At 67.9% G+C, this 21,148-nt stretch carries 16 protein-coding genes; 7 read left to right on the forward strand and 9 right to left on the reverse strand.

Translation table 11 applies throughout. The features are described 5' to 3' along the window. Positions 1-192: 192 nt before the first annotated feature. Both ACVT6V_RS07040 and ACVT6V_RS07045 read right to left on the reverse strand, forming a co-directional pair. On the reverse strand, positions 193-774 hold the full coding sequence (locus tag ACVT6V_RS07040; RefSeq protein WP_489899083.1) for a potassium channel family protein: 582 nt from the start codon (positions 772-774) through the stop codon (positions 193-195). After that, on the reverse strand, positions 731-2,719 hold the full coding sequence (locus ACVT6V_RS07045; RefSeq protein ID WP_489899084.1) for a M13 family metallopeptidase: 1,989 nt from the start codon (positions 2,717-2,719) through the stop codon (positions 731-733). The genes ACVT6V_RS07040 and ACVT6V_RS07045 overlap by 44 nt, the downstream gene beginning before the upstream one ends. Before the next feature lie 76 nt (positions 2,720-2,795). On the opposite strand from ACVT6V_RS07045, the gene ACVT6V_RS07050 reads away from it, so the two are divergent. Further along, entirely contained in the window at positions 2,796-4,247 is a 1,452-nt protein-coding gene (locus ACVT6V_RS07050; protein ID WP_489899085.1) for a dihydrolipoyl dehydrogenase family protein, read from the forward strand. Between the two features lie 36 nt (positions 4,248-4,283). On the opposite strand, the gene ACVT6V_RS07055 is transcribed toward ACVT6V_RS07050, so the two are convergent. Continuing rightward, positions 4,284-5,030, reverse strand: coding sequence for a pirin family protein (locus tag ACVT6V_RS07055; protein ID WP_489899086.1), 747 nt, complete (start codon positions 5,028-5,030; stop codon positions 4,284-4,286). 150 nt (positions 5,031-5,180) lie between these two features. Here ACVT6V_RS07055 and ACVT6V_RS07060 point away from each other — a divergent pair, with 150 nt between their 5' ends. Then, on the forward strand, positions 5,181-6,821 hold the full coding sequence (locus tag ACVT6V_RS07060) for an NTF2-like N-terminal transpeptidase domain-containing protein (protein WP_489899087.1): 1,641 nt from the start codon (positions 5,181-5,183) through the stop codon (positions 6,819-6,821). On the opposite strand, the gene ACVT6V_RS07065 is transcribed toward ACVT6V_RS07060, so the two are convergent. Both ACVT6V_RS07065 and ACVT6V_RS07070 read right to left on the reverse strand, forming a co-directional pair. After that, on the reverse strand, positions 6,814-7,287 hold the full coding sequence (locus ACVT6V_RS07065) for a DUF3054 domain-containing protein (RefSeq protein WP_489899088.1): 474 nt from the start codon (positions 7,285-7,287) through the stop codon (positions 6,814-6,816). The genes ACVT6V_RS07060 and ACVT6V_RS07065 overlap by 8 nt on opposite strands. A gap of 6 nt (positions 7,288-7,293) precedes the next feature. After that, on the reverse strand, positions 7,294-8,445 hold the full coding sequence (locus ACVT6V_RS07070) for a lysylphosphatidylglycerol synthase transmembrane domain-containing protein (RefSeq protein ID WP_489899089.1): 1,152 nt from the start codon (positions 8,443-8,445) through the stop codon (positions 7,294-7,296). Between the two features lie 34 nt (positions 8,446-8,479). Between ACVT6V_RS07070 and ACVT6V_RS07075 the strand changes: the two genes are divergently transcribed. After that, on the forward strand, positions 8,480-9,781 hold the full coding sequence (locus ACVT6V_RS07075; protein WP_489899090.1) for an AI-2E family transporter: 1,302 nt from the start codon (positions 8,480-8,482) through the stop codon (positions 9,779-9,781). 78 nt (positions 9,782-9,859) lie between these two features. On the opposite strand, the gene ACVT6V_RS07080 is transcribed toward ACVT6V_RS07075, so the two are convergent. From ACVT6V_RS07080 to trmB, 4 genes are all read right to left on the reverse strand, one after another. Further along, positions 9,860-11,218, reverse strand: coding sequence for an MFS transporter (locus ACVT6V_RS07080; protein ID WP_489899091.1), 1,359 nt, complete (start codon positions 11,216-11,218; stop codon positions 9,860-9,862). A 134-nt stretch (positions 11,219-11,352) separates the two neighbouring features. Further along, on the reverse strand, positions 11,353-14,484 hold the full coding sequence (locus ACVT6V_RS07085; RefSeq protein WP_489899093.1) for an MMPL family transporter: 3,132 nt from the start codon (positions 14,482-14,484) through the stop codon (positions 11,353-11,355). 139 nt (positions 14,485-14,623) lie between these two features. After that, positions 14,624-15,352, reverse strand: a complete 729-nt coding sequence (locus ACVT6V_RS07090; protein WP_489899094.1) for an NYN domain-containing protein — start codon at positions 15,350-15,352, stop codon at positions 14,624-14,626. Continuing rightward, a complete protein-coding gene (gene trmB, locus ACVT6V_RS07095; protein WP_489899096.1) occupies positions 15,349-16,128 on the reverse strand; it encodes a tRNA (guanosine(46)-N7)-methyltransferase TrmB in 780 nt (259 codons plus the stop codon). The genes ACVT6V_RS07090 and trmB overlap by 4 nt, the downstream gene beginning before the upstream one ends. Positions 16,129-16,230: 102 nt before the next feature. Between trmB and ACVT6V_RS07100 the strand changes: the two genes are divergently transcribed. From ACVT6V_RS07100 to ACVT6V_RS07115, 4 genes are all read left to right on the forward strand, one after another. Next, complete coding sequence (locus tag ACVT6V_RS07100; protein WP_489899097.1) at positions 16,231-17,079, forward strand: hypothetical protein; 849 nt, start codon at positions 16,231-16,233, stop codon at positions 17,077-17,079. Beyond that, positions 17,076-18,542 (forward strand): GTPase domain-containing protein, encoded by a 1,467-nt coding sequence (locus ACVT6V_RS07105; protein ID WP_489899098.1) that lies wholly within the window; start codon positions 17,076-17,078, stop codon positions 18,540-18,542. The genes ACVT6V_RS07100 and ACVT6V_RS07105 overlap by 4 nt, the downstream gene beginning before the upstream one ends. Positions 18,543-18,646: 104 nt before the next feature. Then, the gene (locus ACVT6V_RS07110) at positions 18,647-18,976 is read left to right on the forward strand and encodes a DUF6802 family protein (RefSeq protein WP_489900736.1); all 330 of its coding nucleotides are present in this window, start codon (positions 18,647-18,649) and stop codon (positions 18,974-18,976) included. Between the two features lie 163 nt (positions 18,977-19,139). Further along, positions 19,140-20,969, forward strand: coding sequence for a phosphoenolpyruvate carboxykinase (GTP) (locus ACVT6V_RS07115; RefSeq protein ID WP_489899099.1), 1,830 nt, complete (start codon positions 19,140-19,142; stop codon positions 20,967-20,969). The last annotated feature ends 179 nt before the right edge of the window (positions 20,970-21,148 follow it).

Consider the following 21,148-nt stretch of genomic DNA (forward strand, 5'->3'; position numbering starts at 1 on the left):
CGTCCAGTCGTGGGCGGCCCTTCGTGACGCATCCTCGCAAGCTCGGAGGCTCCTCAGGGGCCGGGGTGGGGGCGGGTGGTGATGCTCGCACGCTCGCTCCTCAGGGGGCGGGTGGTGACGCTCGCTCCCCGGGGAGCGGGGTTGGTGAGGTCGCTCATCGGGGGGCGGGGGGCTGTCGCTCGTGATTCGGCGTCAGCGTTTGACGCGGGCGTTCACCAGCAGGTTGAGGAACCGCAGGCCCAGGCCCAGCAAGACCAGGGTGCTGACCATCTGGATCGATACGGCCACCCGCGCGCCCTGCGACACCGCGGAGATGTCCCCGAATCCCGTCGTGGTGAACACCGTGAGGCAGAAGTAGAGCGCATCGATCCTGGTGAGGTGTGTGTTCATGCTGCCGGCGGAGTACTCCGAGAACAGGTAGTACACGGTCGCGAACGCCACGATGTAGAACGCGGCGATCGCGACCAGCATCTCCACCGCGGTGGCCACCGGATACGGCGACCGGATGAAATGCCGGATCTCCCAGGCGCAGAAGGCGGTCAACACGATGGCCCCCAGGGACAGTCCGACGATGTTGACCGAACTGTCCTTCTGGATCGGCAGCAGGAAATAGCAGGCCAGCAGGATCACCGCCGCCAGGATCGGCCTGACGATCGCCTTCACCACCTGTCGGCGGCCGACGTTGGCGCGCGCGTCGCCGAGTCCCCCGATCTCGTGCGCCACCGGACGCCTACCAGATCCGGACGCGTTCGGATTCGTCGAGGTAGAGCGCATCGCCGGGTCCGACATCGAACGCGTCGTAGAACGCGTCGACGTTGCGGACCACCCCGTTGCACCGGAACTCCGGCGGCGAGTGCGGGTCGATCGACAGGCGGCGGATCGCCTCGGCGTCACGCGTTTTGGTGCGCCAGATCTGTGCCCAGCTGAAGAAGACCCGCTGCGTGCCGGACAGTCCGTCGATCGTCGGCGGCGTCTGAGAATCGGTCGCGAGTTGGTAGGCGACGAGCGCGATCGACAGACCTCCGAGGTCGCCGATGTTCTCACCGATGGTGAACTCGCCGTTGACCTTGTACTGCTCGTCCAGCCCGAGTGGGGTGAACTCGCTGTACTGGTCGATGAGTTTGCGTGTCCGGGTGGAGAACTCGGTACGGTCGTCGTCGGTCCACCAGTCCACCAGATTGCCGTCGCCGTCGTACTTCGCGCCCTGATCGTCGAAGCCGTGGCCGATCTCGTGGCCGATCACGGCGCCGATCCCGCCGTAGTTGGCGGCGTCATCGGCGTCCGGGTCGAAGAACGGCGGCTGCAGGATGGCGGCCGGGAACACGATCTCGTTCATGCCCGGGTTGTAGTAGGCATTGACCGTCTGCGGCGTCATGAACCACTCGTCGTGGTCCACCGGCTGACCGATCTTGGCGAACTCTCGGTCCTGCTCGAAAGACGAAGCGCGGGCGACGTTCCCGATGAGATCGCCGCGGTCGACAGTCAGCGTGCCGTAGTCGCGCCACCGGACCGGATAGCCGATCTTGGGGGTGAACTTTGCCAGCTTGGTCAGCGCCTTCTCGCGTGTCGTCGGCGTCATCCAATCCAGATCGGAGATGTTGCGACGGTATGCCTCGACGAGGTTGTCGATCAGCTCGTCCATCCGGGCCTTGGCCTCCGGTGGAAAATGCTTGTCCACGTAAAGCTTTCCGACGGCGAATCCCATCGCGCCCTCGACGAAACCGACCCCGCGCTTCCAGCGGTCGCGGATGGTCTCCGTGCCGGTGAGGGTGCGGCCGTAGAAGGCGAAGTTCTCGTCGACGAACTCCGAGGACAGGTACGGCGCGGCCGAATGCAGCAGTCGCCAGGCCAGCCAGGTCTTCCAGTCCTCGAGAGACCGGGAAGCGATGAGTTCGCCTGCGCCGGCGACGAACGACGGCTGCCCGACCACGACCTCGGCGAAGGTCGAGTCACTCGTGGTCCCCAGCCCGCCGAGCCACGTCGTCACGTCGAAAGTGCCTGCCGTGTCGGCGAAATCGGCGAACGTCATCAGGTTGTAGGTCTTCTCGGCGTCGCGCCGGGCAACCACATCCCAGTGGTGGCCGGCGAGCGCGGTCTCGAGTTCCAGCACAGTCCGGGCGCGGGCCTCGGCGTCCTCGAGTCCGGCGAGTGTGAACATTCGTCCGACGTGCGCGACGTAGGCGTCGCGGGTCTCGGCGTGCTTGTCCTCGCGGTAGTAGGACTCGTCGGGCAGGCCCAGGCCGGATTGCACAACGTGCACCAGGTAGCGGTCGGACTGTTTGGCATCGGTGTCGACGTAGAAGCCGAACAGCCCGCTGACTCCGTGTCGTTGCAGCCGGCCGAGGCGGAGGCTGAGTGTCTCGGTCGAGTCGATCGCGGCGATCTTGTCCAGCTCACCACGGATCGGTCCGATGCCGAGCGCGTCGATGTGGTCGGTGTCCATGAAGGACGCGTAGAGGTCGCCGATCTTCTGGGCATCGCTGCCGCTGGAGGAGTCGGCGTCGGCGCACTCGGTGATGATGTCGCGCACGTTCTCCTCGGCGCGGTCACGCAGCACATGAAAGGCACCGTCGAGCGGCCGGTCGTCGGGGATCACGTGACTGGAGAGCCATTTGCCGTTCACATGGGTGAACAGGTCGTCCTGGGCGCGGACACCGTCGTCGACCCAGCTGAGATCGATTCCGGATGCCTGCGGGGTGTCAGTCTGCGAAGCGGTCACCCGTTCATCCTGTCATCGCATCCGGGATTCGTCAGCCGGCTCTGCCGAGGGCTGAATCTCTTCTACGGTGGTCGGCATGGATGACTCGGCCGGGAACAACACCTATGACGTGATCGTGATCGGCGGCGGACCGGTCGGGGAGAACGCGGCGGACTACGCCATCCGCGGCAGCGATCGCACCGCTGTGATCATCGAACACGAACTGGTCGGTGGGGAGTGCTCTTATTGGGCATGCATGCCGAGCAAGGGTCTGCTGGGACCGGGGGCGGCGCTGGCCGCCGCCGCCGCGTTACCCGGCGCGCGTGAACGATTGAGCACCACGGTGCCCGATCGGGAGCCCACGCTCGAACGGCGCGACACCATCACCGGGTCGCGCGATGACACCTCTCAGGTCGAGTGGGCACGCCGATCGGGCATCGACGTCATCCGCGGGCACGGGCGGATCGCCGGCGAGCGTGAGGTGCAGGTCGGCGGACGCCGTGTGGTCGCGCGGCAGGCGGTGGTGGTCGCCACCGGCAGCACCGCCTCGATCCCGCCCATCACCGGGCTGCGCGCGGCGCTGCCGTGGACATCGCGCGACGCGACCAACCTCGTCGAGGTGCCGGATCGCATGGTGGTGCTCGGCGGTGGGGTCGTGGCGTGTGAGGCCGCCACCTGGTTGCTCGACCTCGGGGTGCGGGACCTCACCATGGTGGTGCGGGGCAGCCGGTTGCTACCCAAGACCGAACCGTTCGTCTCCGAGCGGGTCGCCGCCGCGTTGACCGAGCGCGGCGCCGACATCCGGTTCGGTACGCAGATCGACCGTGTCGAACGGCCCGACGTCGCCGACACCGGATACGGCCGTGTGCACGGAGGTCCGGCACGGGTGACGCTGACCGGGGACGATCGCCCCGGCGAACTCGAGGTCGACGAGATCCTCGTCGCGGCGGGCCGAGCCCCGGCCACTACGGACATCGGGCTGGACTCGATCGGCATCGAGGTGTCGGGCCCGCTGCGGGTCGATGACCACATGACCGTTCCCGGTCATCCGTGGCTCTACGCGGTCGGCGACGTCAACGGCCGGGTGGCCCTGACCCACATGGGCAAATACCAGGGCCGAGTGGCCGGGGACGTGATCGCCGCCCGCTCCGACGGCCGCCCGATCGACGGATCCCGGTTCACGGCGTCGGCGGACCGCAACGCGGTCCCACAGGTCGTGTTCACCCGGCCGGAGATGGCGGCCGTCGGGGTGACCGAGGCGCAGGCCCGTGCCGATGGTGTCGACGTCGTGATCGCCGAGACCGAAATCTCCGTGGCCGGCTCGTACCTCGTCGACCCGGACTATGCGGGCCACGCAAAGCTCGTCATCGACCGGGGGCGTGATGTGCTGGTCGGCGCGACGTTCGTCGGTGCGGACACGGCCGAACTCGTCCATTCGGCGACGGTCGCGGTCGTCGGGGAGGTCAGCACCGAGCGCCTCTGGCACGCTGTGCCGTCGTATCCCACCGTCAGCGAGGTGTGGCTGCGACTGTTGGAGTCGCTGCGGTGAGCGCCCACGAGCAGCCGCCGCGATCGCCGATGGGGCTCACGTCATGAGCTCGGCCAGGTCGCGGTCCATCGCCCAGATCAGCACCTCGGCGTCGGCGGTGGCGGTCAGCTCCTCACCGCCCAGATCTGCACCGCGCACGGCGTCGCCGACGTCCAGCGTGCTGCCCGCCAGCTCGAGCGTTCCGTCGACCACGTAGACGTGGACATGACGCCCGGCCGGGAGGGCGATCTCTCCGCCGGGGCCGACTCGTGCGGCATACAGCGTGGCCGATCTGTTGGCGATCCGTATCGCCGAATCCACCTTCGGATCGCCGGACGCGATGGGGACCAGACCTCCACCGGCCAGTTCGTCGGCGACATCGGACTGTGCGTAGGAGGGAGGCAGTCCCAGCTCATCGGGCATCACCCACATCTGCACGAAATTCACGGGCGTTGAGCCCGCCTCCGGACGGTCCGGCCAGGTGTCGTTTCGTTCGGAGTGCAAAACGCCGGTGCCGGCGCTCATCCGTTGTGCGAGACCGGGATAGACGACACCTGAGTGTCCCTCGGAATCCTGATGAACCAGTGAGCCGGACGTGACCCAGGTGACGATTTCAGACTCGCGGTGCGGATGTTGGTCAAAGCCCTGTAACGGAGCGACCACATCATCGTTATTCACCAACAGAGATCCGTAATGCGTGTTGGATGGATCGTAGTGATCGCCGAAGGAGAAGCTATGGCGGGACGTGAGCCACTCGGTTGTCGTGACCGCGCGGTCGGCGGCCGCCATCACTCGAAAGTCCATGCCCCATTATGGGCTGAGGAGGGGCGTGAGATGCTGCTCACACTTCCCGATACCGCGGCTTCGACGCGAGACCCGATCGTGACCGGTCGGATCCCCGAATGGAAGCTGACGGCATCCAAAACCAGTGTGACACGAGTGAAAATTGAGACTATGAAGATCTGGGTCAGGCGTTCGCCGAAGGTGGCTTGCGTCGCGGCGGTGGGCAGCCTCGTGCTCGCGCTCGGTGCGTGCGGGATCGGCGGCGGCAGCGACGACGCTGCCGGGGCGATCCGTCATTTCGCCGATGCCATGGAACGGCAGGATGCCGGTGGCGCCGCGAAGTACACCACCGCGCCCGGCCAGGCAGGCGAGGCGCTGACCCAGACCTTGCAGGCGATGAATGCCGAGCACGTCGACATGATGGTCGAGAAGCCGGTCGAATACAGCGACGGAACTGCATCGTTCTCGTTGAAGACCACCTGGCGCTGGCAGAAGGGCCGGATCTTCGCGACGACGACGTCGGGTACCGCACGCCACCTCTCGACGGGCTGGAAGATCACCTGGGAGCCGAAGATCATCTACCCCGGGCTGCCGAACGGCGGGCAGCTGCGGGAGATCCGCACCGACGCCACGCCGGCGCCGCGGGTCCGGAGCCGGTCCGGCAAGACCTTCATGTACCTGCAGCCCGTCAACGACATCATCCTCGATCCCACGAAGACGAAGGACGTCGGACGGTCGGCGCGGGCGCTGGCGCGCACCCTGGAACCGATCGCACCGCTGATCACCACGCAGGTGATCTCGGAGAAGCTGGCCCAGGCGTCGGGGAAGCCGATCACCGCGGTCACGCTGCGCGACCCCGACATGGCGGTGCTGCAGTCCGATCCGAATGCGGTGCCGGGCGTGATCGTCCGGAAGGCCGGCATGCTCGTGATGGCCGACCGGCGACTCGCGTCGCCGCTGGAGTCGGGGCTGACGAACTACTGGCAGGCGATCCGTGACGCCACCGCGGGCTGGCAGGTGCAGATGGTCGCGCCGGGCATCAAGCCGCGCAAGCTGGCGGGTGACCAGGGGCCTCCGGGGCCGGACGTGAACACCACCGTCGACCAGAACATGCAGCTCACCCTGGGAGACGCGGCCGTCGAGGTGGGGCAGCCCGCGACCATCATGACGCTCGACGCGGCCACCGGCGCGATCCTCGGTATGGCGCGCAACAGTTATGCGATCGACCGCGGCGTCAACGTCGACACCACATACCCGGTGGGCAGCACGCTCAACCCGGTGCTCACCGAGGTGGAGCGGACGGCCAACGCCAACCAGGAATCCGGCGACGCCATCATGGATCGGCTGGGTCTGGGTGTGCAGTTCACCGTGCCGGGGGCGAGCACGCCGACGGCGGATCAGCCGGGCGTCGCCACGGTGGACTTCCGGCCGGATGCGATGCGCATGTCGATGATGAACATGGCTGCCCTCGGTGTGGCGATGGCGCGCAGTTCGATGGGACAGATGACATCGGTGGCGCCCTATGTCATCAAGGGGGTGCCGACCAATGTCGCGGCGGGCACACTCGGTGAGCTGGACCCGGCGACGACGGGCCCGATCCTGCAGGCCATGACCACCACCGCCAAGACCGGCGATGCCAGCGATCTCACACAGGCCCCCGGGTTGAAGGCGCTGGTCGGGACGAACGGCCCGCAGGGACCGGGCTGGTTCGTCGGCCTGCAGGGCGGCAAGGTGATCGTGATCTACTGCGAGGGCGAGAAGTCGGGTACGGCCGCGTTGCAGGTGGCGCAGAAGTACTTCCGGATCAAATAGCCGATCGGTTTCGGGTGGTCGCACGTCGTCGCGCGACGACGCCGACCAGAGCACGCCAACCGATCAGGAACAGGCCGAGCACGATCGTCGCCACGATGACGAAGCTGACCGCGACGCCCTGATGCAGCAGATATCGCAGGACCATCCCGACCGCGACCGCGCAGAACCAGATCATCAGCCCGGCGGGCACGATGCGCTCCGGGTGGAAATCGTGACCGAACCAGTCACTCGAACGGACATGGGAGAAGACGTAGGCGATCGACCATCCGGCCGCCGCACCCACCGCGAACGGCCACAGCGTCTGCAGCACGCCGATGATCGCCAGGCCTTCGGTGTGACTCGATCGGCCGATGAGGACGAACACCGTGATCGCGACGAGATCGATCAGCGCGCTCACCGGTACGGGCACCGCCACCCCCGACGACGTCGGGGGGTCGGCCGTGGCGACAGTTGGAGACCTCGACATGGTCCTTTACGGTAGCGGGTCGTCGGGGCGTGGACTATCTCCGGCGCCCGCGTCGTGCTCGCCGGCCTGCTCCGGCGCGGTCGTCTCGTCCGATTCGAGGTCGGTTTCCAGTTGTTCCTCGAGGGTGTCGCCCTTGCGGAAGCTGTTGCGGAACATGACCACCACGACGACCCAGCCGATTGCCGCAACCAGCACGTAGCTGATCAGACGGTAGACCAGCACGGCGGTGATCGCGTCGGCGGCCGGCATGCCGGCGCTGGTGAGAGCCGGGACCAGCACGGCGTCGACGACCCCGATGCCCCCGGGCAGCAGCGGCACGGCCGTGCCGACGGCCTTCCCGGCCGCATAGGCGACCATCAGCCCCGAGATGCTGGGGTGCGCGCCGACCGCCCAGCAGGCGAACGCGAGGCAGGCGACGTCGGCGATCCAGTTGAACAGGCTCCACGCGAAGGACACCGCCAGGTCACGTTGGGTCAGCTGCACCGCCCGCAACTGCTCGAGGGTGTCCATCACCCGGTCGTGTCCATGCCGGGCGGGCTTGTTGCGGATCTGGTTGACCCAATCCATGACGCGCAGCACCGTGCTCTGCAACGACTCCGGATGGCTCGCGAAGTACTGGAAGACGACTGCGACCGCGATGAATCCGACGATCGAGAAGATGACCGAGAAGGGGCTGGTCTTGGCGCCTGCCAGCAGTGCTCCGCCGAATCCGAGAACGGCCAGCCCGACACCGGCCAGCAGGCCCGACATCACGACCTGCCAGGACGCGACCACCGGTGTCGCGCCCCACTTGCGGGTCTCGCGGTAGACGAAGGCGGGGGAGAGCACGGGGCCGCCGGGCATGGTCTGGCTGACCGAGTTCGACGCCAGGACCACCGAGAGCGACTGCCACTGCTTCACCCGCACGCCCGCGGATCGCAGCAGCGCGCGCTGGACCTGCGCAAAGCTGTCCATCGAGAGCAACGCGGCGCCCAGGCTCGCGAGCAGCCAGACCCAGTCGAGGTCGCCGATCCGCTCCCACGCCTCCTCGAGGCTCGGCGCGATGAACACGATCTCGACGGTCAGCACGACGAGCACGATCGCGAGAAGGAGCCACCGCAGCCACCAGAAGCGTGGCCGAGTGGCGACGCTCCCGGTTCGGGACCCCTCCGACGACATAGTGCACACCATATCCACAGCTACGCTGATAACCGTGAGTGATGCCGACTCCGCGGGACGAACGCGGTCAGAGAATCGTCCCGTCGGCATCGCGACGTCGGACCGCGAAAAAGTCCATCCGTTGGTCCGCGCCACGGCCGAATGGTCGTGGCGGCTGTTGGTCATCGCCGCCGGCGTCTACGTGCTGCTGATGATCTTCAACAGGTTCGAGGAAGTGCTCGTGCCGGTGGCGCTCGCGATCCTCGGCGCCGCGATGCTGGTGCCGGTGGTCGACTGGCTCGACCGCATCGGTTCTCCGCGATCCTTGGCGGTCGTGATCACGATGGTTGTGGCCCTGGGCCTGCTGGCCACGGTGCTGACCTTCGTCGTGCAGGAGTTCATCAACGGGTTCCCGGAGCTGACGAGGCAGATCACGGTGACCGTCGACCGGTCCCGTGACTGGCTGGTGAACGGGCCGTTCGGGGTGAATCGCGACCAGGTCCAGAACATCGGCAATGATGTCACCGACTTCTTGCAGCACAACCAGGACAAGGTCACCAGCGGCGCGCTGGCCACCGCGACCACCGCCACGGAGATCATCACCGGTGCGCTGCTGTCGGTTTTCCTGCTCATCTTCTTCCTCTACGGCGGCGGCCACATCTGGACGTTCGTGACCAAGGTCATCCCCACGGGCACTCGCGGACGGGTCCGAGCGGCCGGGACAGCGGGCTTCGGCACCCTTGTCGGATACGTCCGGGCGACGGTCGCGGTGGCGTTCGTCGACGCGCTGGGCATCGGGGTGGGGCTGGCGATACTCGGGGTCCCGCTGGCGTTGCCGCTGGCGTCACTGGTCTTCCTCGGCGCCTTCATCCCGATTGTCGGTGCCCTGGTGACCGGGACGCTCGCGGTGATGGTCGCCCTGGTCACCCAGGGGTGGATCGCCGCGGTCATCGCGCTCGGCATCGTCGTCGGCGTCATGCAGTTGGAGAGTCATGTGCTGCAACCGTTCCTGTTGGGCCGTTCGGTCCGGTTGCATCCGGTGGCGGTGGTGCTGGGTATCGGTGCGGGCATCGTCGCGGCCGGCATCATCGGCGGACTGCTCGCGGTCCCGTTGATCGCCTTCGCCAACACCGCGGTGCGGCATCTGGCCGGGAGCGCCGACAGCGCGCGACGCCGGGCCGCCCGCGCCGACGAGCGCATGTACGCAGCCGAGCCGGACGAGCCGCGATGGGACCGGCTCGACGAGGTGGACCGGGCCCCCGACACAGGCCCTGAACCCGACGCAGGCTCCAAGCCCGACGCAGGCTCCGATGCAGGGACCGCGGGTGCACCCGAGAAGCCGCCCACCGACGACTGAAACACGCGAAACTCCCACATACGCACGATGTTTCGCGCGTATGTGGGAGTTCGTCGTGGTGACGCCGGCCGCGGTGGACTACTCCGCGGTGGCCAGATTCGCGGCCGGTGCGGGTGCGCCCAGGGTGGCGGGCTGAATCAGCTTCTGCGGCACCAGCATGGTTGCTGCTGCGCCGGCCAGCGCGATCGCGCCGAACAGGTAGAAGGCCGCGCTCGACGAGATCCCGGCGCCGATGAGCAGTCCGGCGATCACCGGTCCGACGATGCCGCCGAGACGGCCGAAGCCGGCGCACCAGGCGACACCGGCAGCCCGCGCCGACGTCGGATAGTAGTTGGAGACGTAGCCGTAGATGAGCACCTGGGTGCCGATGGTGCCGGTGCCGGCCACCGCGACGGCGGTCAGCAGGATCGGCAGTCCGAACCCGAGCGTCAGGCACACCAGGGCCACGGTGGCGAGGCAGAACGAGGTCGCGACGATCCGCTGAGGTCCGCGCCGATCGGCCAGCCGGGCTGCGATCAGTCCGCCGACGATGGCGCCGCCGTTGAGGACCAGCAGGAACGACAGCGAGCCCTTGGCGTTGAAGCCCGCCGACTCCATGATCTTGGGCAACCAGGTGTTCAGGCCGTAGGTGAGCAGCAGCCCGGCGAAGCTCATTGTGCCCAGGAGCAGTGTCGGAACTGCGAACCGCCGTGACGCGAGGGCGCGTAACCCGATCTTCTCGACCTCGGCCGGTGCCAGATCGGCAGCGCGGGCCGGGGCCGTGTCGACCGGAATGCGGGTGCGGTCCCCGATGGCGACGGCTTCGTCGATCCGGCCACGCGAGACCAGCCACTGCGGCGATTCCGGCATCTTGAGCACGGCCAGCGGCAGCAGCGTGACGAGCGGCAGCGCGCCGACCCAGAACAGTCCGCGCCAGCCGATGTGGTCGGCGAAGGCCATCGCGAGCACCGCGGCGATGACGCCGCCGGCCGGCACACCGCTGTACACGATCGCGTTGAAGAGGTTGCGCTTGGACGTCGGCGCGAACTCGGCGATCAGGGCGCCGACCGTCGCGACCAGGCCGCCGATGCCGATACCGGTGAGGCAGCGCAGGATGCCGAAGGCGACCAGATTCTGTGCCAGTGCGGTTGCGGCCATGCCGATCGAGAACCAGACGATGTTGAACAGCATCATCTTCCGACGGCCGACGCGGTCGCCGAAGGTGCCGGCGATGAAGGCGCCGACCATCATGCCGACCAGCGCATAGGAACCCAGTGCCCCGGCGGTGGCAGGTGTCAGCTCACCCAGCTGGGTGGGATCGCCGAGCAGTGTCGGTAGGACCGTGCCGTACACGACGAGGTCATAGCCGTCGAAGACGATCGCGATGGCCGCGAGGGACACGATCCAGAGCACACTCCTGCGGTGCTCCGGTCCGGTCCAGGTCGATGGTGCGTTCATGGGCTGCCTCCGTGGTGGGTGTGCTGGGAGACAATCCTGCGGGGTTGTGTGGTCGATCACACCGGGTCTTTACCCAGTCCTGACCAAGGGTCCGATTGATAACCGGACACGTCCGATTGATAACCGGAGAAGCCTCAGCTGTCCGACCGGCTGCGCCGGAGCAGTTCCTGCACGCTGATCTGCGTGCCGTCGCCCTCGTCGTCCGAGCGTGCGTGCCGGTCCGTGCTCCGTCGCCGGCCCTCCGGTGCCGAAGCCGCGCGGTCCTCGGTGAGCGGCGTGCCGTCGCCGAGTCCGCGGTCCATCGGAGAATCGCCGGTCCGGGTGCTCGCCGGGCGGTTCGAGGTCGCCGGGGCGGCCCGGTGTGCTTCCGGGGCCAGCGAGGCCGCGAGGGGCCGTTTGCCCGTCGTGTCCAGCGCTGGGCGGCGGCCGAGCGCCGAGTCCTCGGGTCGCCGCGGCGGGCCGGGAGGCGGTCCCGCCGGCGACGGCGCCGGGCCCGCGGTCGGAGCGGTGGCCGGCCGCGCACTCGGGGTCGGGGGTGCGGCGGGGGTAGAGGGACCCGGACCCTCGTCGTCACCGAGGCGGATTCCGCCGGCCCCCAACCGCCAGCCACCGGTGTCGGGGCCGTTCGACTGGGACCGGCCGCGCCGGCTGAAGGCCGGTGCCGGCCGCGCAGTGGTCCGGGACGGGGCGTCCGACGGCGGGTTGGCGGGTCCGACGCGTGCCGGGATCGGTTCCCGGGGAGCCGGATTCGGTTGCGGCGCACGCGGTTGCGGAGCGCGCTGCGGCGGCGCGGCCATCGGTCGGCCCGTCTGCGGAGGTTGTGGTCGGGGGGCTTGGGGTCGCTCGGCGGTCCGCGCGGGACCCCGGGGCTGAGCTCCTCGGGCTTCGCCATGCCCGGAGGCCTCTACTCGTGCGGATCGCGGAGCCGCCCGCATGGCGGAGGTGGGGGCCTCGGCGACGATCGTCCCGGCCGAACGCACCCGGGCCGCCGCCGCGGCATCCCGCATCTGATCGGGCTCGTCGTCGAGGACCGTCTCGCCGAGCCCGATCTTCTGCTGCATCACACGCATCCAGCGCGGTGCCCACCAGCAGTCGTCGCCGAGCATCTTCATCACCGACGGCACCAGCAGCATCCGGATGATGGTGGCGTCGAGGATCAGCGCCGCGATCATGCCGTACGCGATGTACTTCATCATCACGATCTCGGACAGACCGAACGCGCCGGTGACCACCACCAGGATCGCGGCCGCGGCAGTGATGATCCGACCGGTGTACGCGGTGCCGACCCGCACGGCCTCGGTGGTGCTGGCACCCTTCTGTCTCGCCTCGACCATGCGCGACAACAGGAATATCTCGTAGTCCGTCGACAAGCCGAAGATGATGGCGATGATCAGCACGAGGACCGCGGCGAACAGCGGTCCGGGGGTGAAATTGGCGAGCGCGGCGCCGTGGCCGTCGACGAAGACGAACGTCAGGATGCCCAGCGTGGCGCCCAGGCCGAGCGCGGTCATCAACGCGGCCTTGATCGGTAGCACCAGGGAACCGAACGCCAGGAACATCAGGAAACCGGTCACCAGCACCAGCAGGACGGCCATGATCGGCAGTCGCGACAGCAACGCGTCGATGGAGTCCTGGGTCAGCGCCGGAGTGCCGGCAACCCACATCGTCAGGCCCTGGGTGTCGATGGCACGGAGATCCTTGATCGCCTCCGCAGCGGTGTCCCGATCGACCAGTCCGGCCGACATCTGGATGACCTGTGGACCGTTGTCGCCGTACTGTCCGGTGAGTGCACCCCCGTCCGACGACGGGCTGAACTGCTTGGTGAAGCCGGGGATCTTGTTGGCCTCGTCGGCCACCTGCTGGATCTTCTCGCCGCTGTTCGCGTCGTTCGGGTCATACGCGATGACCAGCTTGATCTCTTCGGTCCGCTCGGTGGGGAAGTACTTGTCGAAGTTCTCCTGCGCGACCCGGTTCGGGTTGTCCGGCGGCAGGTAGGCCTCGCTGATGCCGCCGAACTTGATCCCGCCGAACGGGATGGTCAGAACCAGCAGGAGCAGCACGGTGGGCACCGCGGTCGCGACCGGGTGCTTCATCACCCAGCCGGCCAGCCGTCCCCAGAAGCCGTTCTCGATCTCCTGCTTGGTCTTGGTGCGTCGCAGGAACGGCAGGCCCAGCGCGTCGATGCGGGGCCCGAGGATCGACAGGATGGCCGGCAACACCGTGATCGACAGCAACGCCGCCAGCGAGACCGAGGCGATCGCGCCGTAGGCCACCGATTTCAGGAAGCCCTGCGGCATGATCAGCAGGCATGCGAGGGCGGCCACGATGATGGTCGCCGAGAACACCACGGTCTGCCCCGACGTCATCACCGTTCGTCGGACCGCGGCCTTCGTCGAGTAGCCCTCGGCGAGTTCTTCGCGGAAGCGGCTGACGATGAACAGCCCGTAGTCGATGGCGATGCCGAGACCGATCAGCGTCACGACCGACTGCGCGAAGATGTTGAGCTCGGTCAGCTGCGCGAGGATCTTCATGATGCCGAGCGACCCGGCGATGGTCAGGCCACCGATCAGGACCGGCAGGCAGGCGGCGACGACGCCACCGAAGATGAAGAACAGCATGATCGCCACCAACGGCAATGCGATCACCTCGGCCCGGCGGATGTCCTGGTCCATCCCGTCGGCCATGCTGCCCGCGACCGGTTGCAGCCCGGCGAGTTCGAAGGACGTCCCCTCGAGGTTGTATCTGGACGCGATGTCGTCGAAGAACGGCTCGATCGTCTTGTAGTTGTTCAGGACCGTCGTGTCGTCGTCACCCTTGACGCCGATGCTGATGAAGGCGTGCTGTTTGTCGTCGGTGAATGTCCGGGCGCGGATGGTCTCCTGCGCCGCCTTCGAGGTGGCGGTCTGATCGCGCAGGTAGAACGGGTCGATGACGCCCGGATCCTCGCGATTGACGATGTCGGGGTGCGCTGTGATGAGGTCGTCGACGAAGTTCTCCACCTTGGTCCCGAACTCGGGGTCGTCGACGGTGGTGCCCTGCGGGGGTGTGATGAGCAGGATGATGTCCGAGCGATGGTCGCGGCCGAGTGCGGTGTCGGCGACCACCGATCCCTTCACCGATTCCGACGTCGGGTCGAACCAGCCGCTCTGACTGAGGTGTTTGCCGAGATCGAGCCCGTAGAGGCCCAGTCCGCCCATCAGTGCGATGAGGACGGCGATGACGGCGAAGCGCATTCGATAGACGAAAGTGCCGATGGCTCCGAACACGCCTCGTTCCTTTCTCGTTCGCGGGCTGGTCCTGCGGGCAGGTCGACGGTGATACCTACCGGAGCCGGACCGTTTTACTAGCGGATTCTTACAAGCCGTCCTGAGTTATCCCTGAGTCGGGAGCCGTCACGACCACGCATCAGTGCAACAGTGCCTGCAGCGGGCGGAACGGTGTGAGCCATGCCCCATCATCGGGCAGCGAGTCGAGGCCGATGCGTGGCAGGGGCTCGCGGAACACGGCGGGGATGTCTTCTAGATCGACGAACTCCAACTCTTCGGTGGTCATTGCCCAGCTGGCATGCTCGCGGAAACCGATCACGGTGACCGGGATTCCCTCGGCGGCCACGTCGAGCAACGGCTCCCGGAACGCCTGTCCGTCGGCCGAGGCGATGATGAGGCCAGCTAGTCCCACAGTGTGCCTGCGAAGTTCGATGTGGTCGAGCATGTCCGGGTCCACATCACTGTCGTCGGACAGTTTCGGCTTCGCGAACACCGCATAGCCGACATTGCGCAAGGCGTCCACCCAGGGGCGCACCACGTCCGCGCTGCCGGGGACGATGTTGGTGAAAACGGTGGCCTCGGGCTCGACGATCGCGCCGTCGGTGCGCTGGGCGGACAGGTCCGCGGTCCTGCGCAGCAGCCACCGCCCGAGGGCGTCGAAACGCGGCCGATGAGCGGCCGTCGGCCGACCGCCGAGAATCGCGCCGAGACCCATGTCCATGTTCGGGGCGTCCCAGACGAGCAGGACACGCGGTGAGCCGACCTGTCCGGAGATGGTCTCGGAGAATTTCTTGTCCGTCTCCGAAATCGGCGCTGACGTGGAGTTCTCCTCCACCGAGGACTGGGACGCGATCACATCGTCGCTCATGCTCCGCCGCTTTCGGTGGGTCGAGGAGTCGGGGGTTGGGGCCGAACATATACGAACTCGTTGACGTCGCGCCCGTCCCGTTCGGCGCGCCCCTCGAATTTGGTGGTGGGGCGGTCCAACAGGATCGGGGCGTCCGTCGTCAGTTGCACGACGTGAGGACGGTCGCGGTCTTGGGTGGCCAGATGTTCGGCGATCCACTCCGCGTAGCCCGCATGGTCGGTGGCGATGTGCAGGACGCCACCGGGCTTGAGTCGCTCGGCCATCAGTTCGATCGTGCCGCTCTGGATCAGGCGACGTTTGTGGTGACGTGATTTCGGCCACGGATCCGGGAAGAACACCCGGATTCCGGTCAACGACTCGGGCCTGAGCAGTTCGGTCAGCACCACCACCGCGTCTCCACGCACCATCCGGACGTTGGTGAGGCCGCCCCGGTCGACCAGACCGAGCAACTGCGCCAGGCCAGGCTTGTAGACCTCCACCGCGAGAACGTCGACATCCGGCTCGACAGTCGCCATGGCCGCGGTCGAGACGCCGGTCCCACTGCCGATCTCGAGAACAGTCGGGGCCTCGCGACCGAAGAACGCGGTCAGGTCGAGCGGCTCCTCCGGAACGCGGTCCACCCCGATCGTCAGATCATGGCCCAGACGTGGCCAGAGTTCGGCCCAGTTCCGCTGCTGACCCGTCGTCAGGGTGCCGCGGCGGAACCGGAAACTGGTCACCCGGGGATACCGGCGGGACTGATCGACACTCTCGCTCACCGGACCATCGTTGCGCATCGGGTGCCGTCGAGGACAGTCGACACCGCTTTTGCGCCGGTCAGCGGCGCGAGGGCAGCAGTCATGGCCGACATTCCCAGTGATGCCCTAGATTCTCCAGTCATGCCGAACGCTTCGACGAGCGCGCCCCCGAGTGCACTGGCCGCCGCGGCCGAGGCGGGTCGGTTGGTCGAGGTCGTGGGGCCGTCCTCACCCGCTCGAGCCGAGCTCGACGCGGCCGCCCGGCGATACTCGCGTCCTCTGCAGGTGAGCGTCTGTGGCCGACCGGGGACGGGCCGCGTCACGCTGGCGCGGGCACTGCGCGAACGTTTGTCGGTGACCGCTGCCGGTTCTGAGGACCCCGGGGCCTCCGGGGACGCGGATCTGTGGATTCAGGTGCTGACCGGGCCGCCCCGGCGGGCCGACCACGCGATCCTGGATCGGCTGCCGACGGACCGGACGATCGTGGTGCTCGGCAAGGCGGACATGAACCGCGACCGCGCCGACGCTGTCGCGGCCGACTGCGCGACGCAGCTCGATCGTCACGTCCACCCTGTCTCGGCGTTGCTGGCCTGTGCAGACGTCTCCGACGTCGAGTTCGGATTCTTGTGTCGGCTGGCCGACGACGGGAAGTCCATGCCGGCGATGGTGGGTCAGTTCCTGGCCGGCGCCGACGACGAGCGTTCCGTGCGCGCTGATCTGCTGCGCCACGTCGACGGGTACGGGATCAGGTTCGCGCTCGCCGCGATCCGGGCGGGGGAGCCGGCGGGCGCGGATGCCCAGTCGCTCACCCGCGCGCTGCGGGCGCAGAGTCGCATCGGGGATCTGGTGCCGCCGATCCGGGAGCGCGTCGAACTCGTCCGCCGGTGGCGGCTGGTGGAACTGCGGACCCGGCTGGAGGTGATCGCGGCCCGCGGATACGAGCGCGATGCGATCGAGCATCTTCTGCAGGACACGGAGGTCTCCCGATGACAAACGCCCCGCCGGCCGCCGACCTCCTCACCCGGGTGCACCGTCTGACCGGATTCGATCCGATGACGGTGTCGGGCGCCGGCAGCGACGTCGCGGTGTTCGGGATCGGCGGGACCGGGGTGACGAGCCTGGTCCAGGCCATGCGTGCGACCGACCCGGGCATCGTGGTGAGAGAGGGCCGCTGGGATCGCCGACCCGGCGACGCCACCATCGGGGTCGCGCTGATGGTCGTCGACCCGTCGTCCTCGGTGGGCGACGAAGAACGTGACGCGGTGGACGAACTCAGGTCCCGATTCGGTGTCGTGGGACTCGTCTGCTCGAAGATCGACGCGTACTGGGAATGGCCGCGGGTTCTGCGCGCACACCGCGAGCTGCTCGACCCGCACGAGGATCTGCCGGTGTTCGCGGTGTCCTCGGTCGTCGCGCAGTCCGGCGCCACCGGCGAGTCGGGTGTGCCGGACCTGACGTCCTGGGTGGCCGATCAGCTCGGCGCGCCGACGGATGTCCGTCGGGAGCGCGCACGGGTCGCCGCGGCGCTGGGCGCGGTGGCGCGGGCCGAGGCCGAACTCGTGCGAAGTGCCGACCGCGATCTCCGTGCGGACACCGAGGATCTGGCGCGACGTCGGCGGGTGCTGCTCGAATCACGCGACCGTGGTCGGGCCGATCGGCTCGCCGCCGCCCGATCGGGCCTGGCCAGGGTGCGTGGCGAATCGTTCGCCGAGGTGGCAGCCGAGATCCGCGCCCTCTCTGCGGAGGCGACGGCACGCACGGCGGCGCTGACCGGACGTTCGAAGGACGACCACGTGCGGTGGCTCACGCGGTCGGCGACGGCGCTGCGCGAGCGTGTGGATGCCGACACCGATGACCGCATCGACGAGGTGCGGTCCGCGACACTGCTGGGCATCGACGGTGCGCCGCCGGAGAACGCGGGCGAGGTCGGGGACCGTGGGGCGGAGCCGCCATTCGGGCGTGAGGTCCCGGCTCCCCGCCGCGGTGGGGAGGATCTGTTGCTGGTGCTGATCGGGGCATCGACCGGGCTGGGCGTCGGACGCCTGGTCGTGGCACCGATGGCGTCGGTGCAGACGTTGCAGTGGGTGAGCATGCCGCTGACGCTGGTACTGGGGGTCGTCGTCGCTGCGCTGGTCATCCGGGTCCGACGCACCTCGGCGCTGCGGGCGGACATGCGTGCGTGGAGCACCGACGCGCTGGTGGAGACGCGCGGTCGGCTCGAGCATCGAGTCGGACTGCGCATCGCGGCTGCTGAACCCCACCTGACCAGCCAGATCGTCCGACACTACGAGCGGCGTGCGCGGCAGGTCGCTGCCGAGGTCGCCGAGCTGGAGGACCGCCAACGCCTCGTCCGTTCGGGAGCGGCGGAGCAGGCCGAGCGGGAGCGGATCGGTCAGGTCCGCGACGCGCGTCGTGCCCTGGCCGAGTTCGCGGGGAACCGTTTCGCGACCTGATGCGTCCTATCATCACGGTGGGATGCGGCAAGTGGGATGCGGCAGGCCATCGCCGCAGGTGGATCACGTGCAGGGCGACTCGAAGAGGGAGAGCGTTGATGGACATGTCATTTCTCGGCGGGGACCATCCACATGGGAACGATCAGGCCGGCGAACCCACGGCCGATGTCACCTCCCCGGAAGATCACCTCTGGATGCACTCCGACGGCCGGATCTGGGACCTCGGACCGGCCGACGTGGACACCGACAACGACGGCATCGCCGACTCGTTGACCCGCAGCGGTGACGGTGGCGTCACCGTCTACACCGACTCCGACCACGACGGCCAGGTCGACAAGATCACCGAGGTCGACGCCGACGGCATCTTCTCCTCACGCGTGTTGGACCCGAACAGCGGAACGTGGGTCGCCACCGACACGGGTCGGCTGGGCTGACCGCATCTGACGGCCAGTGGGGTTGGACCGTTTCAATAGTGTGGGATTTGCCGCATCTGGATCACCCCGGTACCTAGCGGGCGCTCGGTGAACGTATTCTGTGGTGACGACGACATCGCGACGGCTCAATGCACCGTGCCGTCACCCCGGAGGAGACCCCATCATGACCTCAGCCACCATTCCCGGCCTGGACCCGAACACCGCCCCGACGAAACACGCCGGCCTCCTGGCCTGGGTCGCGGAGGTCGCCGAGTTGACGCAGCCGGAGCGGGTCGTGTGGTCCGACGGCAGCGACGAGGAGTGGAACCGCTTCACCGAGCAGCTGGTCGAGTCGGGCACCCTCATCAAGCTCAACGAGGACAAGAAACCGAACTCGTTCCTCGCCCAGTCCGACCCCGCCGATGTCGCCCGCGTGGAGTCCCGGACCTACATCTGCTCGAAGACCCGAGAGGATGCCGGCCCCACGAACAACTGGGTCGATCCGGACGAGATGCGCGCCACGATGACCGGGCTCTACCGCGGGTGCATGCGCGGTCGCACGATGTTCGTCATCCCCTTCTGCATGGGACCTCTCGGGTCCGACGACCCCAAGCTCGGCGTCGAGATCACCGACTCCGAATACGTCGTGCTGTCGATGCGGATCATGACCCGGGTCGGTCCACAGGTTCTCGAACTTCTCGGTGAGGACGGCTTCTTCGTCAAGGCGCTGCATTCGGTCGGCGCGCCGCTGGAGCCCGGTCAGGCCGACGTGCCGTGGCCCTGCAACTCCGAGAAGTACATCTCGCACTTCCCCGAGGACCGTGAGATCTGGTCGTTCGGTTCGGGTTACGGCGGCAATGCCCTGCTCGGCAAGAAGTGCTACGCCCTCCGGATCGCCTCGGTGCTGGCCCACGACGAGGGCTGGCTGGCCGAGCACATGCTCATCCTCAAGCTCACCAGCCCGGAGAAGAAGGTCTACTACGTGGCCGCCGCCTTCCCGAGTGCCTGTGGCAAGACCAACCTCGCGATGATCCAGCCGACGATCCCGGGCTGGAGTGCCGAGACCGTCGGTGACGACATCGCCTGGATGCGCTTCGGCGACGACGGCCGCCTGTACGCGATCAACCCCGAGTTCGGGTTCTTCGGTGTGGCGCCGGGGACCAGCGACGACTCCAACCCGAACGCGATGCGGACCATCGAGGCGGGCAACACGCTCTACACCAACGTCGCACTCACCGACGACGGCGACATCTGGTGGGAGGGCATCGGCGGCGAGACGCCGGCGCACCTCACCGACTGGCTCGGCAACGACTGGACGCCCGATTCCGACCACAAGGCCGCACACCCGAATTCGCGGTACTGCACTCCGCTGGACCAGTGCCCGTCGCTGGCTCCGGAGTGGGACAATCCCAAGGGCGTGCCGATCTCGGCGATCCTGTTCGGTGGACGCCGCAAGACCACCGTTCCTCTGGTCACCGAGGCTCGCGACTGGCAGCACGGGGTCTTCATGGGCGCCACGGTGGGCTCCGAGCAGACCGCGGCCGCCGAGGGCAAGGTCGGCACCGTGCGTCGCGACCCGATGGCGATGCTGCCGTTCCTCGGCTACCACATCGGCGATTACTTCGCCCACTGGCTCGACCTGGGCAAGAACGCCGACGCGAACAAGCTGCCGAAGGTCTTCTACGTCAACTGGTTCCGTCGTGGCGACGACGGCCGCTTCCTGTGGCCCGGATTCGGCGAGAACAGCCGTGTCCTCGAATGGATCGTCGGCCGGATCGAGGGACAGCACGAAGGTGTCTCGACCCCGATCGGCATCGTCGCGAAGCCGGAGGAGATCGACGTCGACGGGCTCGACGATGTCGCCTCCGAGGACATCGCGGCGGCTCTGGCGGTCAACCCCGACGAGTGGCGTCAGGAGATCCCGCTGATCGAGGAACTGTTCGAGTTCGTCGGCGACAAGCTGCCCACCTCGCTGCAGGACGAACTGGATCACCTCAAGCAGCGCCTGGCCTGACGCCGCACCTGGCTCGGCGGAGCCGACGTCGCGAACTCGCCCGACGGTAGCCGAGGGAACCCAAGAATTGGTCGAGAGAACCCAGCCCACATCGCGGCTGGGTTCTCTCGACGCAAATCTCGGTTCTCTCGGCCAATTCTTGGGTTCCCTCGGCCCCCATCGGGCCAGTGTGGCCCTTG

The organism is Gordonia sp. LMA167, from assembly GCF_058130025.1.

Excerpts from the sequence above, each read along its gene's own strand:
- ACVT6V_RS07040 (WP_489899083.1), bottom strand. The coding sequence starts at position 774 with ATGCGCTCTACCTCGACGAATCCGAACGCGTCCGGATCTGGTAGGCGT.
- ACVT6V_RS07050 (WP_489899085.1), top strand. The coding sequence starts at position 2,796 with ATGGATGACTCGGCCGGGAACAACACCTATGACGTGATCGTGATCGGC.
- ACVT6V_RS07055 (WP_489899086.1), bottom strand. The coding sequence starts at position 5,030 with ATGGACTTTCGAGTGATGGCGGCCGCCGACCGCGCGGTCACGACAACC.
- ACVT6V_RS07060 (WP_489899087.1), top strand. The coding sequence starts at position 5,181 with ATGAAGATCTGGGTCAGGCGTTCGCCGAAGGTGGCTTGCGTCGCGGCG.
- ACVT6V_RS07065 (WP_489899088.1), bottom strand. The coding sequence starts at position 7,287 with ATGTCGAGGTCTCCAACTGTCGCCACGGCCGACCCCCCGACGTCGTCG.
- ACVT6V_RS07070 (WP_489899089.1), bottom strand. The coding sequence starts at position 8,445 with ATGTCGTCGGAGGGGTCCCGAACCGGGAGCGTCGCCACTCGGCCACGC.
- ACVT6V_RS07080 (WP_489899091.1), bottom strand. The coding sequence starts at position 11,218 with ATGAACGCACCATCGACCTGGACCGGACCGGAGCACCGCAGGAGTGTG.
- ACVT6V_RS07090 (WP_489899094.1), bottom strand. The coding sequence starts at position 15,352 with ATGAGCGACGATGTGATCGCGTCCCAGTCCTCGGTGGAGGAGAACTCC.
- trmB (WP_489899096.1), bottom strand. The coding sequence starts at position 16,128 with ATGCGCAACGATGGTCCGGTGAGCGAGAGTGTCGATCAGTCCCGCCGG.
- ACVT6V_RS07100 (WP_489899097.1), top strand. The coding sequence starts at position 16,231 with ATGCCGAACGCTTCGACGAGCGCGCCCCCGAGTGCACTGGCCGCCGCG.
- ACVT6V_RS07105 (WP_489899098.1), top strand. The coding sequence starts at position 17,076 with ATGACAAACGCCCCGCCGGCCGCCGACCTCCTCACCCGGGTGCACCGT.
- ACVT6V_RS07110 (WP_489900736.1), top strand. The coding sequence starts at position 18,647 with ATGTCATTTCTCGGCGGGGACCATCCACATGGGAACGATCAGGCCGGC.
- ACVT6V_RS07115 (WP_489899099.1), top strand. The coding sequence starts at position 19,140 with ATGACCTCAGCCACCATTCCCGGCCTGGACCCGAACACCGCCCCGACG.